Origin of the sequence: Halomonas sp. DP4Y7-1 (assembly GCF_019800705.1) — a bacterium.
GTDB classification, from domain to species: Bacteria; Pseudomonadota; Gammaproteobacteria; order Pseudomonadales; family Halomonadaceae; genus Halomonas; species Halomonas litopenaei_A.
Window position 1 is genome coordinate 62,451 of the sequence record NZ_JAHVKS010000006.1, and the last position, 17,994, is coordinate 80,444.

At 63.1% G+C, this 17,994-nt stretch carries 16 protein-coding genes; 9 read left to right on the forward strand and 7 right to left on the reverse strand.

Annotation, left to right across the window (positions count from 1 at the left end; all coding sequences use genetic code 11):
- Positions 1-48: 48 nt before the first annotated feature.
- Positions 49-1,770, reverse strand: coding sequence for a bifunctional protein-serine/threonine kinase/phosphatase (locus KUV72_RS12540; protein WP_206943304.1), 1,722 nt, complete (start codon positions 1,768-1,770; stop codon positions 49-51).
- 260 nt (positions 1,771-2,030) lie between these two features.
- On the opposite strand from KUV72_RS12540, the gene ppa reads away from it, so the two are divergent.
- A complete protein-coding gene (gene ppa, locus KUV72_RS12545) occupies positions 2,031-2,561 on the forward strand; it encodes an inorganic diphosphatase (protein WP_206943306.1) in 531 nt (176 codons plus the stop codon).
- Between the two features lie 97 nt (positions 2,562-2,658).
- On the opposite strand, the gene KUV72_RS12550 is transcribed toward ppa, so the two are convergent.
- Positions 2,659-3,819, reverse strand: coding sequence for a DUF2333 family protein (locus tag KUV72_RS12550; RefSeq protein WP_222238643.1), 1,161 nt, complete (start codon positions 3,817-3,819; stop codon positions 2,659-2,661).
- 340 nt (positions 3,820-4,159) lie between these two features.
- Here KUV72_RS12550 and dsbD point away from each other — a divergent pair, with 340 nt between their 5' ends.
- The 7 genes from dsbD (at position 4,160) to purH (ending at position 12,365) form a co-directional block, all read left to right on the forward strand.
- Entirely contained in the window at positions 4,160-6,139 is a 1,980-nt protein-coding gene (gene dsbD, locus KUV72_RS12555) for a protein-disulfide reductase DsbD (protein WP_222238644.1), read from the forward strand.
- A 108-nt stretch (positions 6,140-6,247) separates the two neighbouring features.
- A complete protein-coding gene (gene accB / locus KUV72_RS12560; protein WP_206943310.1) occupies positions 6,248-6,721 on the forward strand; it encodes an acetyl-CoA carboxylase biotin carboxyl carrier protein in 474 nt (157 codons plus the stop codon).
- A gap of 46 nt (positions 6,722-6,767) precedes the next feature.
- A complete protein-coding gene (gene accC / locus KUV72_RS12565) occupies positions 6,768-8,108 on the forward strand; it encodes an acetyl-CoA carboxylase biotin carboxylase subunit (RefSeq protein WP_206943311.1) in 1,341 nt (446 codons plus the stop codon).
- Between the two features lie 132 nt (positions 8,109-8,240).
- On the forward strand, positions 8,241-9,158 hold the full coding sequence (gene prmA, locus KUV72_RS12570; protein ID WP_206943312.1) for a 50S ribosomal protein L11 methyltransferase: 918 nt from the start codon (positions 8,241-8,243) through the stop codon (positions 9,156-9,158).
- A gap of 114 nt (positions 9,159-9,272) precedes the next feature.
- Entirely contained in the window at positions 9,273-10,385 is a 1,113-nt protein-coding gene (gene dusB, locus KUV72_RS12575; RefSeq protein ID WP_206943313.1) for a tRNA dihydrouridine synthase DusB, read from the forward strand.
- A complete protein-coding gene (gene fis / locus KUV72_RS12580; RefSeq protein WP_206943314.1) occupies positions 10,382-10,714 on the forward strand; it encodes a DNA-binding transcriptional regulator Fis in 333 nt (110 codons plus the stop codon). The genes dusB and fis overlap by 4 nt, the downstream gene beginning before the upstream one ends.
- Before the next feature lie 70 nt (positions 10,715-10,784).
- The gene (gene purH / locus KUV72_RS12585; RefSeq protein WP_222238645.1) at positions 10,785-12,365 is read left to right on the forward strand and encodes a bifunctional phosphoribosylaminoimidazolecarboxamide formyltransferase/IMP cyclohydrolase; all 1,581 of its coding nucleotides are present in this window, start codon (positions 10,785-10,787) and stop codon (positions 12,363-12,365) included.
- Between the two features lie 159 nt (positions 12,366-12,524).
- Here the strand turns inward: purH and KUV72_RS12590 are convergent, their stop codons facing one another.
- The 3 genes from KUV72_RS12590 to folE all read right to left on the reverse strand — a co-directional run bounded on the left by KUV72_RS12590 (position 12,525) and on the right by folE (position 15,086).
- Positions 12,525-13,985 carry an NAD-dependent succinate-semialdehyde dehydrogenase gene (locus KUV72_RS12590; protein WP_206943317.1) on the reverse strand — a complete coding sequence of 487 codons (1,461 nt, stop codon included), beginning with the start codon at positions 13,983-13,985 and terminating at the stop codon, positions 12,525-12,527.
- An 86-nt stretch (positions 13,986-14,071) separates the two neighbouring features.
- A complete protein-coding gene (gene folX, locus KUV72_RS12595) occupies positions 14,072-14,485 on the reverse strand; it encodes a dihydroneopterin triphosphate 2'-epimerase (protein WP_222238646.1) in 414 nt (137 codons plus the stop codon).
- A 43-nt stretch (positions 14,486-14,528) separates the two neighbouring features.
- Positions 14,529-15,086, reverse strand: coding sequence for a GTP cyclohydrolase I FolE (folE, locus tag KUV72_RS12600; RefSeq protein ID WP_206943322.1), 558 nt, complete (start codon positions 15,084-15,086; stop codon positions 14,529-14,531).
- Between the two features lie 490 nt (positions 15,087-15,576).
- Between folE and KUV72_RS12605 the strand changes: the two genes are divergently transcribed.
- Positions 15,577-16,206: a hypothetical protein gene (locus KUV72_RS12605; protein ID WP_222238647.1), complete on the forward strand. Its 630-nt coding sequence runs from the start codon at positions 15,577-15,579 to the stop codon at positions 16,204-16,206.
- A 76-nt stretch (positions 16,207-16,282) separates the two neighbouring features.
- Here KUV72_RS12605 and KUV72_RS12610 read toward each other — a convergent pair whose 3' ends face one another.
- Complete coding sequence (locus tag KUV72_RS12610) at positions 16,283-17,272, reverse strand: serine/threonine protein kinase (protein ID WP_222238648.1); 990 nt, start codon at positions 17,270-17,272, stop codon at positions 16,283-16,285.
- A 39-nt stretch (positions 17,273-17,311) separates the two neighbouring features.
- Positions 17,312-17,953 carry a ComF family protein gene (locus KUV72_RS12615; protein ID WP_222238649.1) on the reverse strand — a complete coding sequence of 214 codons (642 nt, stop codon included), beginning with the start codon at positions 17,951-17,953 and terminating at the stop codon, positions 17,312-17,314.
- Positions 17,954-17,994: the final 41 nt, after the last annotated feature.

A 17,994-nucleotide genomic window follows, 5' to 3' on the forward strand; every position in this document is an offset into this window, starting at 1 on the left:
GACAAACCCGAGGCTCTGCCTCGGGTTTTTTTGTGCTCCTGGCTAGGCTCAGCGCAACCACCACGACAGCACCAGCAGCACCAGCAGTACGCCGGCAATGCCTTGCCATAGGTTGGCAGGCTCCTGCCAGGCGCGGATGGACCTCGGCGCCTGTTCCTTGGGCTGCTGCCGGCTCGGCCTCACGCTATACAGGAACTCGGACAGCCGACGGAAGCGCAATGATCGCTGCGGATCCAGCGCGCGCTTCAATGCCTCATCCAGCTCCTGACTGACATCCGGACGACGACTGCGCACGCTGCGGTAGCTCAGCTGCTCCAGGTCGGTATGACTGCGTAACTGGTGGGTCGGGATGTCGTAAGGCAGCTGCCCACTCAGCAGCCAGTACACCGTCGAGGCCAGCGCGTACTGATCGCTGCGCCGCCCCACCTCGTCATCGAGCGCATATTCCGGCGCACTGTGTTCGTTGAGCCCGACCTGTTGCACCAGACGGCGTGAGCGCCGATGACCATCGACGTCACGCAGATGGCAGGCGCTGAAGTCGGCCAATACCACTTGGCCATGCTCATCGATCAGCACATTATCCGGATGGATCTGCTGATGAATCAGGTCCCGATTGTGCAGCGCCTGGATCGCCTTGCCGAGTTGCAGCGCGATGTCGAGCCGCTGCCCAAGGCTGGCACGAGGAAAGCGCGCCACCCACTGGGACAGGGTCATGCCCTCCACGTGCCGCATCAGGTAGTAGAGATGACGACGCTGGCGGGACGGTTCCACCACGCTGACCACGAAAGGCGAATGCACGCGCTCCACCACCCACTGCTGCAGCAAAAAGTGCTCCAGGTAGGCGTTTCGATTCGACAACTCAGGGCTCGGTGCCTTTAGCACACAGATGCGATCGGTCTGCAGGTCTCGCACCCGATACACGCGAGAGTGGGCTGTCCGTGACAGCACCTCCTCGATCAGCAGGCCGTCGATCTGATTGCCTGGAGCAAGCTCCGGGGGAATCGGCAGGTCGCCGTACAGGCGGCTGGGGGCATCCGGCGACACGTCGGGCAGCTCATCGACCCTGACCAGCTGGAAACAGAACGGATCGCTGCCGTAGCCGCGCTCCCCCGCTCTGGCCCCGGCCGCGGCAGCCAGCCGCTCACAGGCGGCGTCCAGGTCACTGGCATCTTCGCGTATCAGGCGCACGTAGTCCGACGGCAGCAAGGTGCCCCGCACCCCCTGGGTGGTGAACAGAAAGATATCGCCCTGCTTGAGTGGCCACTCGGTGTAGTCGATATCGATACCGACATCCATGCCCAGCGCCCTGGCCGGATAGCGGTAGCCGCCAAGGTCAGTGACGTGGTCCCGCGACAGCTGCTCGAATTCGGCCCCTCGAAGACGAAAGACCAGGGTGTCACCAACATGGAAAAGGTGGGCACTTCGCTCCTTGAACACCACGGCAGACAGTGACGACACGTAGCTGCCGCTGTCCATCTGTCGCGTCATGCCGTGACACCAGGCATTCAGGGATCGAATGACGCGCTGGGCCGACGCCTTGACGGTCCAGTGGCTGGGTGTGGCGTAGTAGTCATTGAGAAACCCGCGAACACTGAGGTCCCCGGCCTGTTTGGCCAGCGCATGCCCGGACGCTGAGTCGCTGATCAACGCGCATGCACCCTTGGGCTCTCCCTCTTCCGGCAGGCGCACCGACATCGAGCTACGCTGGCGATGCCGCTCCGGGGCAACAAAGGCCTGTCCATAACTCAGTGCAAGACGTGCAGTGGCCAAGATCACCTCCTGTGGCTCCAGCATGGGCGGTACGACTCCGGCGAACGAGGGACCACCACCATTCTGGGCGGTATGATACACATCATGTGGCGCTTATGTGTGACAACAGGCTTGTCGCCGACGGCCAGACCACTTGCGCCCATTATTGCACCGCGTCAAGATACCGCCCAACGATTGGTAATCCCGTTCAGGGGTTCGTATAATTCGACCGATTTTTTTCCGCCAGTCAGGCGGACATCTGCCCAACGAAGGACACGAGCATGAACTTCGACAACATCCCCGCCGGCAAGGATCTCCCCAACGATCTCTACGTGGCGATCGAGATTCCCGCCAACCACGCGCCGGTGAAGTACGAAATTGATAAGGACATGGGCGCCCTGCTCGTCGATCGCTTCATGGCGACCCCGATGTTCTACCCGGCCAACTACGGCTTCATCCCTCACACCCTGGCCGATGATGGCGACCCCCTCGACGCTCTGGTCGTGACACCGTATCCGGTAGCACCGGGCAGCATCGTGCGTGCGCGTCCCGTCGGCATCCTCAACATGACCGACGAAGCGGGCGAAGACGCCAAGCTGGTCTGCGTGCCGCATCCCAAGCTGTCCAGCCTCTACGACGACGTGCAGGAAGTCACCGACCTGCCTGAGCTGCTGCGTCAGCAGATTGCTCACTTCTTCGAGAACTACAAGGACCTCGAGAAAGGCAAGTGGGTGAAGGTCGAGTCCTGGGAAGGCGTCGAGGCAGCGCGCAAGGCCATCGAAAAGTCCGCCGCCGCCTACGCCAAGGCCTGATTGTTACGTAGTCTGGTTTTTACGTAGAGAACCAAGCGCCTTGATGCAAGAAGCCGCCCCTGAGGCGGCTTCTTGCGTTATGGCGATAACACGACGGTCACGACGCGCCGTCGTCAGGCAGCTCGCCATCATCCTCCGGCGAAGCTGGAGCGGCATCTTCCGCTGAGGCTTCGTCTACCTCGTCATCTGCCGCCTCGTCATTCATTGCAGCAGTTTCACCGCTTGCCGCATCCGCCTCCTGGGTGGAAGCCGAGGCTGCTGCTGAACCTCCGCCCTCACTGGCCAGTCCCTCTGTCAGGCTTAGCAGCACGCTGTCCAGACGACTGAGATGGTGGGCCATGCTCAGCGGATAGTTGGCAAAGATGCCGAGGCCGCTACCGCGCAACACCAGCGGGCTCCAGAACTGGCGTTGCATGCGCTCCAGCTCGGCCAAGGCCCGCGCATAATCATCGCTCAGCCCCGCGGCGGCGATGCTGTCGGCCTGGTCTCGCTCCAGCGCCATCAATAACTGATACAGCGCCCAAGTCTGGCCACGCGTTTCATGGAAGACATCGTCCACTCGATACCAGGGCACCTCGGCCTCCCGTGGCACCTCAATGCCAAGTTCAGTGAGCCGCTCCGTATCCGCCACGGCCGACGACAGGCGCTCCCGCAAGGCCGCCAAGGCCTCCCTTACTGACTCAAGATAGCTAGCGGCACCTACCCCCTGTTCGCCGAACGACGCACCAGCGCCATCATCGAAGCGCGCCAGGTACTCCCGAGCCGCCTGACCCGCCAATGCCAGATGATCCTCCATGGACGGCGCCAGCCAATCATCCGCGTCCTGATAGAGGGCGGCGACCAGCTCGTCGACCGCAGCGCCCGACTGGGTATCGAAGCGTGACAGGCTCGACGCCATGATCCGCGCCTGGGTCAGCACACCGGTCTCCCAGGCCGCCATATTGTCCATCCACAGCCCAGGGGGCAGCAGGTCATTACGCACGTAGCCCCCAGGCTTGTCCTGCAGGGTATCGATCAAGGTCGCCAGAGTGGCCACACTGACGGTACCGCGGGCGGCCGGAGCGGCGGAAATACGCTGCTGTTGGGTAGCGGTCTCCACGTCGAACCGGGAAGGCGCAACGCTCCACCATATGCTGAGACCCACGGCGACCATGACCAATATGGCCAGGAGGATCACCAACGGTTTCCAGATCCAGCCATAGCGTGGTGTTTCCAGCTCCTGTCGGCGCTGCTCTGCCCGCTGTCGTCGACTGCTCATTTTGCTCTCCTTGTCGCCCCTCGAACACCGCTCGCGACTTCCCCGCTGGAGGAAAGTCATCGCCCCAGTGGTAGAATAGCCCCGACCCCAGACATGCATCAGACCATAGCGCGACAGTATCGGGAACCCTGCTGTGCTTCCACGGTCTGAAGCGGAGCTCGTCGCGCGTGGCCACGATAAGCCGCGGGGACCACGTATGTGCACCAGCACACATCGCAGGCCAGTTCGCGAGCACCGTCACTGGGCCGGGTGAATGAGCAGACCGCGCAGGCTGCCTCTCTCCCACAGTTGATCATTCGTCACGTGCGCCCGACACCCTCACCGTCAACAAGGATTCGACGTGTTCCTCGCCACACGCCTACTCATCGTGATCTGCTTGTCACTGGCTCCCTGGACCGCGCAAGCACAGTTCTTCTCTTCTTCTTCCGACGAGTTCCTGCCCGTCCACGAGGCATTCAGCGCCACTGCATGGCATGACGGCGAGCGGGTTTATGTCGGCATGGAAAACGCCGACGGCTACTATCTCTACCGCCATCGCTTTGCCCTTGCCCTGCAAGACGGCTCGGGCGAACTGGGCGAGCTGACACTCCCCCCCGGGGAAGCCAAGACCGATGAGTTTCTGGGTGACGTCAATGTCTTCTATGACAGCGTCGTCTTCAGCGCGCCGCTGAACGCTCCCCAACAGGGCCCGCTGCCGCTGTCCCTGACGTTCCAGGGCTGCGCCGATGCGGGGCTGTGCTACCCGCCCGAAACCCTCAGCTTGAGCGCCCCGGAGTCCGAACCACCGCCGGCCTTTGCCGACGCCGTAAAGGCAACAGGCACTCCGTCAGCGGACACTCCGTCGGCCAGCGCCTCGGATGCCGACGTCAGCGCCGCAGCCGACAATGCCTTTGCCAGTGCCCCGATCAGCGAGGACGGCCACTTCCGTGCGTTGATGCAGGACGCCAGCCTGCCCTTGATGCTTGGCCTGTTCTTCCTCGCTGGACTGGGCCTGACCTTCACCCCCTGCGTGTTGCCGATGATCCCGATTCTGTCGTCCATCATCGTTGGCCAGAACCCAGGGCGCGGCAGGGCCTTCGTGCTGTCGGCCAGCTATGTCGCAGGCATGGCCTTTACCTATGCCCTGGTCGGCGTCCTAATGGGATTGTTCGGGGCCGGGCTCAACCTCCAGGCGAGACTGCAGTCCGCTCCGGTACTGATCGTCTTTGCCCTTCTGTTCACCCTGTTTGCGCTGGCCATGTTCGGCGTATTTGAGCTGCGTGTCGGCTCTCGCCTGGGCTCGCGCATCGACGCCTGGCAGAGCCGAGCCCAGCAAAGCGGGCCGCTCGGCCTGGCCGCCGCCGGCGCTCTCTCGGTACTGGTCGTGTCTCCCTGCGTTTCAGCCCCCCTGGCTGGCGCCCTGGTCTTCATTTCCTCCACCGGCGATGCCCTGGTGGGCGGGGCAGCCCTGCTGGCCCTCGGCCTTGGCATGGGTGTTCCTCTGCTGCTGGTCGGTGGCTTTGGCACATCCCTGCTGCCACGCTCTGGCAACTGGATGAACGGGGTCAAGATCGCCTTCGGCATTCTCTTGCTGGGGGTGGCCATCTGGCTGGTGGAACGCCTGTTGCCGGCGACCGCGTCGTTGCTGTTGTGGGCTTGCCTGGCGACCGGTACAGCACTGACGCTGGGGGCTCTGGACATGCGCTCACCCACGGGCTGGCCGCGGGTGCGACAGGGACTCGGAATCATTCTGCTGGTCTGGGGGATCACCCTGGTAGTCGGTGCTGCTGGCGGCGCAAGCGACCCGCTCAGGCCGCTGCAGGGTCTGACCTCCCCATCCAACGCAGGTAGTGCCGGAGGTACACAAGCGGTGGCCCACGCCGACCAGGTCGTGACCGGGCTCGATCAGCTTGAGGCGGGCCTTGCCCAGGACCAGGGGCCCGTATTCGTCAACGTGACGGCAGAGTGGTGCATTTCCTGCAAGATCATGGAGCGTGACGTCTTTCCCGATCCGCAGGTACAGGCAGCGCTCGACGGCTATCGCTGGATCGATGTGGACGTGACCGAGTCAAATGCCGACAGCCGAGCCCTACTGGACCAGCTGGGCCTGTTCGGCCCTCCCAGCCTGCTGTTCTTCCACAACGGAACAGAAATTCGGCAGGCCAGAATACAGGGCGAGCTTGACGCCGCCTCCCTCGCACAGCACCTCGACGCGGTCACCGAACTGCTGACTGCGACACCCGCAGCGTCGGCATCAGCGACGCCGAAAGACCATGAACGAACACCGTTCGGCCTCGCTGGACAACCCGCGCAATTTTCGGCAAACTCCGCACTACTCTGAATTCTGACACGATAGAGGCGCCATTAAACGGTAACGTGCGGCGATCTCTAACAACTTGCGTCAGGTTTACAGCGCCTGACAGACACTTCACACGATCGAGACAACGTCATGGATATTCGTAAAGTCAAGAAGCTGATTGAACTGCTGGAAGAGTCCAACATCAGCGAAATCGAGATCCAGGAAGGCGAAGAGTCGGTCCGCATCAGCCGTCATCCCCAGGGTGGCAGCTGGCAGCCGGCCCCGGCGGCTCAGCCATGGCCTGCCGCCGCTCCAGCACCGGCAGCTGCCCCTGCGCCAGCGCCTGCCGAGGCCCCGGCCGCCAGCGCCGACAGCGGCCCCAGCTATCAGGGCCAGGCGGTCGTCTCGCCGATGGTCGGTACCTTCTACCGCTCCCCCGCTCCTGGCGCCAAGCCGTTCATGGAAGTCGGCTCCAGCGTGCGCAAGGGCGACACCATCTGCATCGTCGAAGCGATGAAAATGATGAACCAGATCGAAGCCGACCGTGACGGCGTCGTCGAGGCCATCCTGGTCGAAGACGGTGAGCCGGTTGAATTCGACCAGCCCCTGGTTGTCATCTCCTGAGAAGGCCCTGGCCTTCCCTGACCATTCACTTTCGGCGGACACCACCATGTTGGACAAGGTTCTAATCGCCAACCGCGGCGAGATCGCTCTTCGCATCCTGCGCGCCTGCAAGGAGCTCGGGATCAAGACCGTCGCGGTGCATTCCAAGGCGGACCGCGAGCTGATGCACGTGCGTCTCGCCGATGAGGCGGTGTGCATTGGCCCGGCCTCCTCGGCCCAGTCTTACCTCAACATTCCTTCACTGATCAGCGCGGCCGAAGTCACCGACGCCAGCGCGATCCATCCCGGCTACGGCTTTCTGTCCGAGAACGCCGACTTCGCCGAACAGGTTGAACGCTCCGGCTTTACCTTCATCGGCCCGAAAGCCGAGACCATCCGCCTGATGGGCGACAAGGTCAGCGCCATCAACGCGATGAAGAAAGCCGGCGTGCCCACCGTACCGGGCTCTGATGGCCCGCTGAGCGACGACGAAGGCGAGCTTATCGCGACCGCTCGCCGCATCGGCTACCCGGTGATCATCAAGGCCGCAGCTGGCGGCGGTGGCCGCGGCATGCGCGTCGTCCACACCGAAGCCCACCTGGTCTCCGCCGTGACCGTGACTCGCACCGAAGCGCACGCCGCCTTCGGTGATGGCACGGTCTACATGGAGAAGTTCCTGGAGAAGCCGCGTCACGTGGAAGTCCAGGTACTGGCAGACGGTCAGGGTAACGCCATCCACCTGTACGATCGCGACTGCTCGCTGCAGCGGCGCCATCAGAAGGTCCTGGAAGAAGCCCCCGCCCCGGGCCTCGACCCCGATGCACGGGCCAAGGTACTCGACGCCTGTCGCGAGGCCTGCATCGAGATCGGCTACCGCGGCGCTGGTACCTTCGAATTCCTGTACGAGGACGGCGAGTTCTTCTTTATCGAGATGAACACCCGCGTCCAGGTGGAGCACCCGGTCACCGAGATGGTCACCGGCGTGGACATCGTCCGCGAGCAGCTGCGCATTGCCTCCGGCCTGCCGCTGTCGATCCGTCAGGAAGACGTCGAGCTGAACGGCCACGCCTTCGAGTGCCGGATCAATGCCGAGGATGCACGCACCTTCATGCCATCTCCTGGCAAGGTCACCCTGTACCATCCCCCGGGTGGTCTCGGGGTGCGCATGGATTCGCACCTGTACACGGGCTACACCGTACCGCCGCACTATGATTCCCTGATCGGCAAGCTGATCACCTGGGGTGCCGACCGCGAGACATCGCTGACACGCATGCGCAACGCGCTTGACGAGCTGCTGGTGGAAGGTATCAAGACCAATACCGATCTGCACAAGGATCTGGTGCGCGACGGGTATTTCCAGCAGGGTGGGGTCAACATCCACTACCTGGAAAAGAAACTGGGCCTCTAAGCGAGCGCTGGCCTAGGCCGGCGCACTCCAGGCCTTCCATCGCTTGACGGGCAGCTAGCGCCGCACGTCAAGCGCCAGCGGGGCGGCTTCGGCCGCCCCGCTGACGTTTACCTGACATCGAGGAACACCCCCATGCCCTGGCTCCAACTCAAGGCCGAGGTGCCTCCCCAGCACGCCGAGCTGCTCGAGGAGCTGCTGCTCGCAGAAGGTGCGACGGCCATCACCTTGCAGGACGGCGAAGACGACCCGGTGTTCGAGCCCGACAGGGGCACGACCCCGCTGTGGGATCACACCGTCCTGACCGGACTCTACGACGACCTGGATGGCCTCGCCGACATGCTGGAGCGGCTGGCCGGCGCCTGGGCGGAAACGATGCCCGATGAGCCTTGCCCGACGATCACTCACGAACTGATCGATGATCGTGACTGGGAAAGAGAATGGATGGACAGCTTCGAGCCTCTGCGCATGGGGCAGCGCCTGTGGATCGTCCCCAGCTGGCACCAGCCACCCGAGGATGACGCGGTGAACCTGCACCTCGACCCCGGACTGGCCTTCGGCACCGGCACCCACCCCACCACAGCGCTGTGCCTCGAATGGCTCGACGGGCTGGCCGTTGATGGCGCCCTGGACGACGTTGAACTGCTGGATGTGGGCTGCGGTTCAGGCATCCTCGCCATTGCCGCCCTGAAACTCGGTGCCGCCAGTGCCGTGGCCACCGACATCGACCCACAGGCGCTGACCGCCAGCCGCGACAACGCCGAGCGTAACGCTATCGAGGCCTCACGCCTGACGCTGCGCTACCCGGAACAGATGGGGGGTGAGACCTTTCCGCTGGTACTGGCCAACATCCTGGCTGGCCCTCTGGTTGAACTGGCCCCTACCATCGCAGGCCATGTCGCTCCCGGAGGCCGACTGGCGCTCTCCGGCATCCTTGAGGCCCAGGCCGATGAGGTCATCGACGCTTACCGCGATCAAGGGCTCTACATGGACGATCCTGAGCTGCGCGACGGCTGGGTACGCCTGACCGGTTATCGCCCAGAGACTCGCTGAACATTGATGACCCTGGTCACTCCCAGCGTTTGATCAGGAAAACGCCTCGTTGATGCCTTCACCAAGGCGCCTTCGAGGCGTATGATATGCAGCCCCGGAACGACGGCAACGCCCATGTCAGACCAACGTCCCAGTCACCAGCCACAGGTCAGCCAGCCTTCAGCTCGCCGGACCACGCCCCGTCAGGACACCTGGATAGGCCCGCACAAGCTGGCCAGCCCGGTGATTCTTGCGCCTATGGCGGGCGTGACCGACAGGCCCTTTCGTGCCTTGTGTCGACAGCTGGGAGCAGGCCTGGTCGTGGGCGAGATGGTCACCTCTGACCCCAACCTGTGGCATACCAGAAAGTCACGGCTGCGCATGGATCACCGCGGCGAACCCGGACCACGGGCGGTGCAGATCGCTGGAGGCGACGCCGAGATGCTCGCTACCGCCGCTCGGCTGAATGCCGAGCAGGGGGCCGAAATCATCGACATCAACATGGGATGCCCAGCCAAGAAGGTCTGCAACAAGGCTGCCGGCTCAGCCCTGCTTCGTGACGAAGCGCTGGTGGCCGAGATTCTCGACGCGGTGGTCGCTGCCGTGGACATACCGGTGACCCTGAAGATCCGCACCGGCTGGTGCGAGGACAGCAACAATGCGGTACGCATTGCGACGCTGGCCGAGAACGCGGGGATCCAGGCCTTGGCGGTGCATGGCCGCCATCGTCAGCAGCGCTACCAGGGCGACGCGGAATACGACACCATTGCCGAGGTCGCATCGAGGATTCGCATCCCGGTGTTCGCCAATGGCGATATCACCGACCCGCTAAAGGCACGCCGCGTGCTCGACTATACTGGTGCAGATGCCGTGATGGTTGGCCGCGGGGCCCAGGGCAACCCCTGGATTTTCCGCGAAATCGCTCACTATCTGGCGCATGACGAGCTACTGCCACCGGCGACCGATGATGAGCGCCGGGAGGTGTTGGGAGCGCATCTTAACGCCTTGCACGCCTTCTACGGCGAGCATATGGGCGTGAAAATCGCGCGCAAGCACCTGGGATGGTACCTGTCCAGCGATCAGCGTCTGGAGGACGATAGTCGCCGCGCGCTGAAGGCCACGTTCAATGGCCTGACGTCGGTCCAGGGCCAGCAAGACTTTATCGACGAACTTTTTCGTCACGACCCAGCTACCGCCGCGGAGCGTGTGGCCAGGGCCGTGGCACACCATGGAACCCGTGCCGCATGACCAGCCAGCCACCCATCGACCAGTCGGCATCTGCCTCGCCACTCGACACCTCAGAGCGGTCCATCGACGGCCTCCCGCCGACAGCGGCTCAGGCCGCCGATGAGCGCCCTCTGCGCGAAGCCGTATTTGCCGCCATGGAACGCTATTTTGATCACCTGGATGGGGGAACCGTGACCGACCTGCATGCCATGGTGATGGCGGAGGTCGAGGCTCCCTTGTTGTCTTCGGTACTCAGCTATACCCGCGGCAATCAAACCCGGGCGGCTGAGATGCTGGGGCTCAACCGCGGCACGCTGCGCAAGAAGCTCAAGCAATACGACCTGATCTAGACCGATTCGAGGGAGCCTGACGGCTCCCTTTTCTCGCCCTATCGTTTTTCCTCGCAATAGAGACCTTCCCATGGCCCAGTCCTCTCCCCTCCCCGTTCGCCGCGCCCTGATCAGCGTGTCGGACAAGACCGGCATCGTCGATTTCGCCCGCGCCCTGTCCGATATGGGGGTCGAACTGCTCTCCACCGGCGGCACCTACCGCCTGCTGGCCGACAACGCCATTGCCGTGACGGAAGTCTCGGAGCACACCGGTTTCCCGGAGATCATGGACGGCCGGGTCAAGACGCTGCACCCCAAGATTCACGGTGGCATCCTGGGTCGGCGCGGACAGGACGATGCCGTCATGCAACAGCATGACATCGCCCCTATCGACATGGTGGTCGTCAACCTCTACCCCTTCGCTGCCACGATCGCCCGCCCGGACTGTCGTCTCGAGGATGCCATCGAGAACATCGATATCGGTGGCCCCACCATGGTGCGTTCCTGCGCCAAGAACCATGCCCATACCAGCATCGTGGTCAACGCGGCGGACTATGACCGAGTGATTGCTGAAATGCGCGACAATGCAGGGGCCGTCACCCAGCCCACGCGTTTCGACCTGGCCGTCAAGGCATTCGAGCACACCGCAGGCTACGACGGTGCCATTGCCGACTACCTGGGACGCCTGGTCGAAGGTAGCGATGACGGCTTCCCGCGCACCTACAACCTTCAGCTCACCAAGAAGCAGTCGATGCGCTACGGCGAGAACCCTCACCAGCAGGCGGCCTTCTACGTGGAAGACAACGCCAGCGAGCCGAGCGTCTCCACCGCCGTGACCCTGCAGGGCAAACCGCTGTCGTTCAACAACGTGGCTGACACGGACGCCGCACTCGAGTGCGTGAAGAGCTTTGCGGACACTGCATGTGTCATCGTCAAACACGCCAACCCCTGTGGCGTGGCCGTAGGCGCCAGCGCGCGCGAAGCCTATGACAAGGCCTTCGCCACCGACCCGACCAGCGCCTTTGGCGGCATCATCGCCTTCAACGTGCCGCTGGATGCAGACACCGCCCGTGCGATCATCGATCGTCAGTTCGTTGAAGTCATCATCGCCCCAGGGGTGAGTGACGACGCCATCGCCATCGTCGCCGAAAAGAAGAACGTGCGACTGCTGGATATCAGTGCTCACTGGCCCGGCGAGCAGCTCGCTGCCCACGACCTCAAGCGCGTCACCGGTGGCCTGCTGGTCCAGGATCGTGACCTTGGCATGGTCGAGCGCGACGATTTGACCGTGGTGTCCGAGCGGGTGCCCAGCGAGCAGGAAATGCGTGACCTGGCCTTCGCCTGGAAGGTGGCCAAGTACGTCAAGTCCAATGCCATCGTCTACGCCAAGGATGGTCAGACCATCGGCGTGGGCGCAGGCCAGATGAGCCGCGTCTACTCCGCTCGTATCGCCGGCATCAAGGCGGCCGACGAAGGACTCTCAGTGCCCGGCTCGGTCATGGCCTCAGACGCCTTCTTCCCGTTCCGGGATGGCATCGATGCCGCCGCCAGTGCCGGCATTACCGCCGTCATTCAGCCTGGCGGCTCGATGCGCGACCAGGAAGTGATTGACGCCGCCAATGAGGCCGGCATCGCCATGGTATTTACCGGCATGCGTCACTTCCGCCACTGAAGGCAGCTACCCGCTACCTCAACGGGTGGCGGGCGCTACGCGGGCACCGGCAACGGTGCCTGCCTGCACTCAATAAAAGGGCCTCGACGCATGCGTCGAGGCCCTTTTATTAAGCGTCAGGGAAGCGGCCGCTATCGCTCACGGCCGCTCAGTTTGACGTCACTCACCGATGTCCATGCACAGATACTTGGTTTCGAGGAACTCGGCCAGGCCCTGGTGACCGCCTTCGCGCCCCAGACCTGACGCCTTGACGCCGCCAAACGGGGCCGCAGCATTGGAAATCAAGCCAGTGTTGATGCCGACCATACCGTACTCAAGTGCATCGGCAACCCGCCATACGCGGCCCAGGTCCTTCGAGTAGAAGTAGGCGGCAAGCCCAAATTCGGTATCGTTGGCCAGGGCAACCGCGTCTTCCTCGTCATCGAAGGGAAACACCGCCGCCAATGGGCCGAAGGTTTCTTCTCGTGCCACCTTCATTTCGCTACTGGCGCCACTGACCAGGGTCGGTGTGAAGTAGTTGCCGCCCAAGGGATGAGGATGACCGCCAATCCACAGCTCGGCGCCCTTGTCGACCGCATCCTGAACATGCTCATTGACCTTGCTGACGGCATTTTCGTCGATCAGCGGACCAATATTGACACCGTCCTCGGTCCCGTCGCCAACCTGAAGCTCGCTGTTCATTGCCACCGCGAGTTTCTCGCTGAACGCGTTCACCACGCTCGACTGGACCAGGAAGCGGTTGGTGCAGACGCAGGTCTGACCGGCATTTCGGAATTTGGCCGCCATGGCACCGCTGACCGCAGCGTCCAGATCCGCATCCTCGAACACGATGAACGGCGCGTTGCCGCCCAGTTCCAGCGACACCTTCTGGATATTCTGGGCCGCCTGGGCCATCAGCGTGCGGCCGACTTCGGTCGACCCGGTGAAGGTGATCTTGCGCACAACCGGCGACTCGGTCAGCGCAGCGGCGATCTCGCTGGCCGAACCCGGCACCACATTGAACACGCCACGCGGCACACCCGCCCGCTCGGCCAGCAGCGCCAGCGCAGTGGCCGACAAGGGGGTCTGACTGGCCGGCTTGACCACGATGGTACAGCCCGCCGCCAAGGCAGCCCCGGCCTTGCGCGTAATCATCGCGGCCGGGAAGTTCCATGGGGTGATCGCGCCACAGACGCCTACCGGCTGCTTAGTGACCACGATGCGCTGGCTGGACTTCACCGCTGGAATCGTCTCGCCATAGACGCGGCGCCCTTCCTCGGCAAACCAGCGCAGGAAGCTGGCGGCATAGACGATCTCACCAGCGGCTTCCTTGAGCGGCTTGCCCTGCTCAAGGGTCATGATGGTCGCAAGCTCGTCCTGATGCTCGAGCATCAGCTCGTACCATTTCATCAGGATGTCCGCACGTTCTTGTGCGGTCAGCGACCGCCAGGCCGGCAAGGCGGCCTCGGCCGCTCCGATAGCGGTCTCCGTCTCGGCCCGGCCAAGACGTGGCACTTGCGCGATGACCTCGCCATTGGCCGGATTGACGACCTCGATCTGATCCCCGCTGTCGGCTGCCACCCAACTGCCATCAATGTAGGCGAAGGGGCGATACAGCGGCATTTCCTGTAGGGCTTTCATTTAGCCTCCTGGCGATATGGCGAAAGGAACATCACTTTCATGCTAAGCGCTTCACCGGCGGATCGCCAACCCGTATCACACTGGCATCAAGCCGACGTCGCATCCGCGGCGCGGGATGCTGACAGGGTGATCGAAACAGAGTCCGCAAACCGCAGCGCGTGGGGCTTGTCGATCTCGACCTGGGTGGTCAATACCTGCTCGTGACTCATGATCAGGTCGAGTACCTCACGGGTCATGCGCTCAAGCAATTGAAAGCGATTGCCTTCCACCAGGGCGATGACTTCCTTGGTGATCGTGCGGTAGTTCAAGGCCTGTTCAATGTGGTTGAACGCAACGGCCTTGTCCGCACGGTAGCGAATGACGGCGTTGATCACCACATCCTGGCGATTGAGGATCTCCTCCTCCTTGATACCGATGTAGGTGCGCAACCGCAGATTCTTGATGCGGATGGTGGCGAGATCGTGATCTAGATGCTGATCCCCCAGAACGTGCAGAGACATGGCCCCTCCCGTGTTCGAGGCAGGTTGACGACGGCGGCTGGTATCAGCGGCCACTGACCAGCGTCAGAAACTCCTGGCGGGTGCTGGCCTTTTCGCGGAAGGCACCCAGCATCACCGAGGATGTCATGCTGGAATTCTGCTTTTCCACACCACGCATCATCATGCAGAGGTGGCGGGCCTCCACCACCACTGCCACCCCCCTGGCACCGGTCACCTGCTGGACCGCATCCGCAATCTGACGTGTCAGGTTCTCCTGGATCTGCATGCGTCGAGCATACATGTCGACGATCCGGGCAAACTTGGAAAGCCCCAGCACCTTGCCTTGAGGCAGGTAGGCGATGTGGCACTTGCCGATGAAGGGCAGCAAGTGGTGCTCGCACATCGAGTAGAGCTCGATGTCCTTGACCAGCACCATCTCATCTGTCTCCGAGGAGAACACGGCCCCATTGACGATCTCTTCCAGCGACTGAGTGTAGCCACGATTGAGAAACTGCATCGCCTTGGCGGCTCGCTTCGGCGTGTCGACAAGCCCCTCCCGCTCCGGGTCCTCGCCCAGCTCCTCAATGATGTGTCGATAGTGATTGGCGAGTGCTTCAGTCATGATCCAGCCCTTCAGGGGAGACGCCCAGGCATGCCGGGAATGTCGCTCCCGGCTATACAAGACCTGTACGTTGAATGTTTAAAATACAACTATTGCTGATTCGTGCCCATAAGTCTACCGCAGCCGGCGCTTCGTCGCAGTTCGCGATGGCCGCTCGCCAAACCTACCGCTCGATATCCACGATGCATGACGTCGGGGAGGCGCCGAACGACAGCTCAGGCTTGCGCAAGCCGCTAGCGTGGAGGTGACCGGATGCTCGTCATTGCCGGCGCCGATAACGTGACACAGTGTCGCGTAACGGTCGTGGTGGCTGCCCCGCTGTCAGCGCTGTGCTATCGTCGAACCGCCGTGTGGGGTGGCTGGGACAGGCCAACGTCCAGAGACCACTTCGCTCAGACTCATTCTTCGGAAAGATGCTTTCGTCAGCACGGTTCTTGATCCCATCGCCGCTCGTTAGCGAGCCCGGTTCTGGATCAAACACGGTGCGCTTATGAGTACAGCGCCTGCCCTGTACGATCTTCTGCGAGAAACGCCTATGTCCTGCCGCCGCCTGATGTCCCGGCCTTCATCATTGTCTATTGCCCTTCTGTCATCTCTCGCCTGCGTCGGCATGGCGCTTGCCGCCACCGCCCAGGCCGACAGTCTGGCCCTGCCCGCCCAATCTCGCATCGACGTCACCACGATCGACGGCATCGCACTGGACGGCGCCCAGAACCAGCTTCACGACGTCATGCTGACCCCCGCAAGCGACGCCAGCGGCCGCACCGATCTGCCGCACTATTGTGTTCTGGTGGGGGATGCCAAGCGCGACGGGGATCGCCTGAGAATCACCACCCAGGCGCTGACCTGCGTGGAGACCGAGGGGGGAGACAGCCACATCTATTCGGGAGAATTGGTGGCGGGCGCCTATGACGCGGACGGCCAGTTCGGGCTCGATGCCTGTGATGACAACGGTTGTGAGCTTGAGGCAAACCACGTCTTCCAGCTGGAGCTTACCCACGCCCTCGACATCGAGCAGATGCCCAACCCTTCAGCCGAGCTGAATGCCGAGCGGCGCCGCACAGGCCCCCTTACTGAGGCCGACGGCGAAGCCGAAGGCAACAACGAGACCGGCGACTAGACCTCACCACCGCCACCGTCGTAAAGCGCGGGAAGCTGGCATCACTGCTCCCGCGCCTGCCAACCGATCAACGCCGTCAACCTCCGGCCAACCAGCGTTCCTTGTCGGACAGCGCCAGGCGCTGCTGCTCCAGCTGGCGGATATGCTCATCCCAGTAGCCGTGATCCGCCACCCAGGGAAACGCTCGGGGAAAGGCCGGGTCTTCCCAACGCCCCACCAGCCAGGCGCTGTGACGCATCACGCGCAGCGTCCTCAGCGGTTCTATCAACGCCAGTTCGCCACGCTCAAACGGCAACACCTGTTCGTACCCTTCGATCACCTCGGACAGCTGCTGTGTCCTCTCCTCGGGAGCCTGGGCAGTAAACAACATCCACAGATCCTGTACCGCCGGCGCCATCAGCGCATCATCGAAGTCGACCAGGGCAAAGTGATCGTCTCGTCCCAGCATGTTGCCGACATGGCAGTCGCCATGGACACGCAACGCAGTCCCTGCCGCATCATCGTAGCGCGCCAGGGTGGCTACCAGCGTCTTTGCTACCGAGGCATAGCTGTCGCGCTGACGCTGGCTCAACCAGTCGCTGCCTAGAATCGTCTCGCGGGCTTGCTCCGCCATGATCGATGGCACCAGCTGTGCGCGGTGCGTAAAGCGTGCGCGGCGCCCCACCTCGTGGACCCTGCCAATCAGCTCTCCGAGCGCGAACAGATGATCAGGATTCTCCAGCTCGGGCGCCTGACCCGGCAGGTGGGGGAACAGTGCAAGCCGCTGCCCGTCGACCTCGTGCAGGCTATTACCCGCATCATCGCACCAGGGCGCGGCGACGTTTACCTGAGCCGCCTCGAGCTCTGCCAGAAAGGCGTGCTCTTCCTGTATTGCCTGCGATGAGAGACGACCGGGGCGGTAGAATTTGGCCACCCAGCGTCCGCCCTCTTCATCTCTGACCAGATAGACGCGATTCTCGTAGCTGTTCAGCGCGAAGGGCTCACCCGATAGCCAGAATCCCAAGGACTCGATCGCGTCTACGACGCGCTGGGGCGACAGTTCATGGAAGGGGGTCGAGGTACTCATGGAGACTCCAGCGCGCAGGTGGGAAACGACCGCGGCAGCTTAACAGAGCCAGGGTGGCGGCGTCCTGGCCATTACCCAGGCATCGACTCGCTCGGCACCGGCGTCTCGGCACGCACTGGCCAGGCGCGAGAGAGTGGCGCCCGTGGTCATCACGTCGTCGACCAACACCAAATGGCGAGGCATGGGACCCGCCACGTCGAACATGCCCTTCACCTGACGTCGTCTGGCACTCGCCGTCAGGGTGTGTTGAGGCGGGTCATTGCGCCGCCGCTGACCACGGGTCACCGGCAAGCCCAAGCGCCTACCAAGCTCGGAAGCCAACCATTCGCTCTGGTCGAAGCCCTGCTCCCGCGCCCGTTGCCGATGTCTCGGCACTCCCATCAAGACATCCGGAACCGTCGTTTCGCGTGCCTCCAGGGCCCACAGAAACAGAGCGATCAACTGATGTGCGCTGGGCCGATGGGCCCCAGCCTTGAAGCGCTGGACCAACCGGCGAATCTCGTCACGATAGATCAGTGGCGCTACTACCGTGTCCAGCGCGAGGGGAGCGGTCAAGCAGCGCCCACACAGGCGGGTCCCGGCTGGCCTTGCCTCCAGGGCTGGCGCCAAGGGTTCTGCACAACGCTCGCAGGGCGCCACGTTCCACACCAGGCAGGCCTGACAGCGTCGGCACAACGGCATCCGGGTTCCGGCTCCTGGCTCAACGGCCAGATTCGGCGCCA

Bases quoted from the DNA above. Each gene is read 5' to 3' on its own strand.
- ppa (WP_206943306.1), top strand. From the start codon at position 2,031: ATGAACTTCGACAACATCCCCGCCGGCAAGGATCTCCCCAACGATCTC.
- KUV72_RS12550 (WP_222238643.1), bottom strand. From the start codon at position 3,819: ATGAGCAGTCGACGACAGCGGGCAGAGCAGCGCCGACAGGAGCTGGAA.
- accB (WP_206943310.1), top strand. From the start codon at position 6,248: ATGGATATTCGTAAAGTCAAGAAGCTGATTGAACTGCTGGAAGAGTCC.
- accC (WP_206943311.1), top strand. From the start codon at position 6,768: ATGTTGGACAAGGTTCTAATCGCCAACCGCGGCGAGATCGCTCTTCGC.
- prmA (WP_206943312.1), top strand. From the start codon at position 8,241: ATGCCCTGGCTCCAACTCAAGGCCGAGGTGCCTCCCCAGCACGCCGAG.
- dusB (WP_206943313.1), top strand. From the start codon at position 9,273: ATGTCAGACCAACGTCCCAGTCACCAGCCACAGGTCAGCCAGCCTTCA.
- fis (WP_206943314.1), top strand. From the start codon at position 10,382: ATGACCAGCCAGCCACCCATCGACCAGTCGGCATCTGCCTCGCCACTC.
- purH (WP_222238645.1), top strand. From the start codon at position 10,785: ATGGCCCAGTCCTCTCCCCTCCCCGTTCGCCGCGCCCTGATCAGCGTG.
- KUV72_RS12590 (WP_206943317.1), bottom strand. From the start codon at position 13,985: ATGAAAGCCCTACAGGAAATGCCGCTGTATCGCCCCTTCGCCTACATT.
- folX (WP_222238646.1), bottom strand. From the start codon at position 14,485: ATGTCTCTGCACGTTCTGGGGGATCAGCATCTAGATCACGATCTCGCC.
- folE (WP_206943322.1), bottom strand. From the start codon at position 15,086: ATGACTGAAGCACTCGCCAATCACTATCGACACATCATTGAGGAGCTG.
- KUV72_RS12605 (WP_222238647.1), top strand. From the start codon at position 15,577: ATGAGTACAGCGCCTGCCCTGTACGATCTTCTGCGAGAAACGCCTATG.
- KUV72_RS12610 (WP_222238648.1), bottom strand. From the start codon at position 17,272: ATGAGTACCTCGACCCCCTTCCATGAACTGTCGCCCCAGCGCGTCGTA.
- KUV72_RS12615 (WP_222238649.1), bottom strand. From the start codon at position 17,953: ATGCCGTTGTGCCGACGCTGTCAGGCCTGCCTGGTGTGGAACGTGGCG.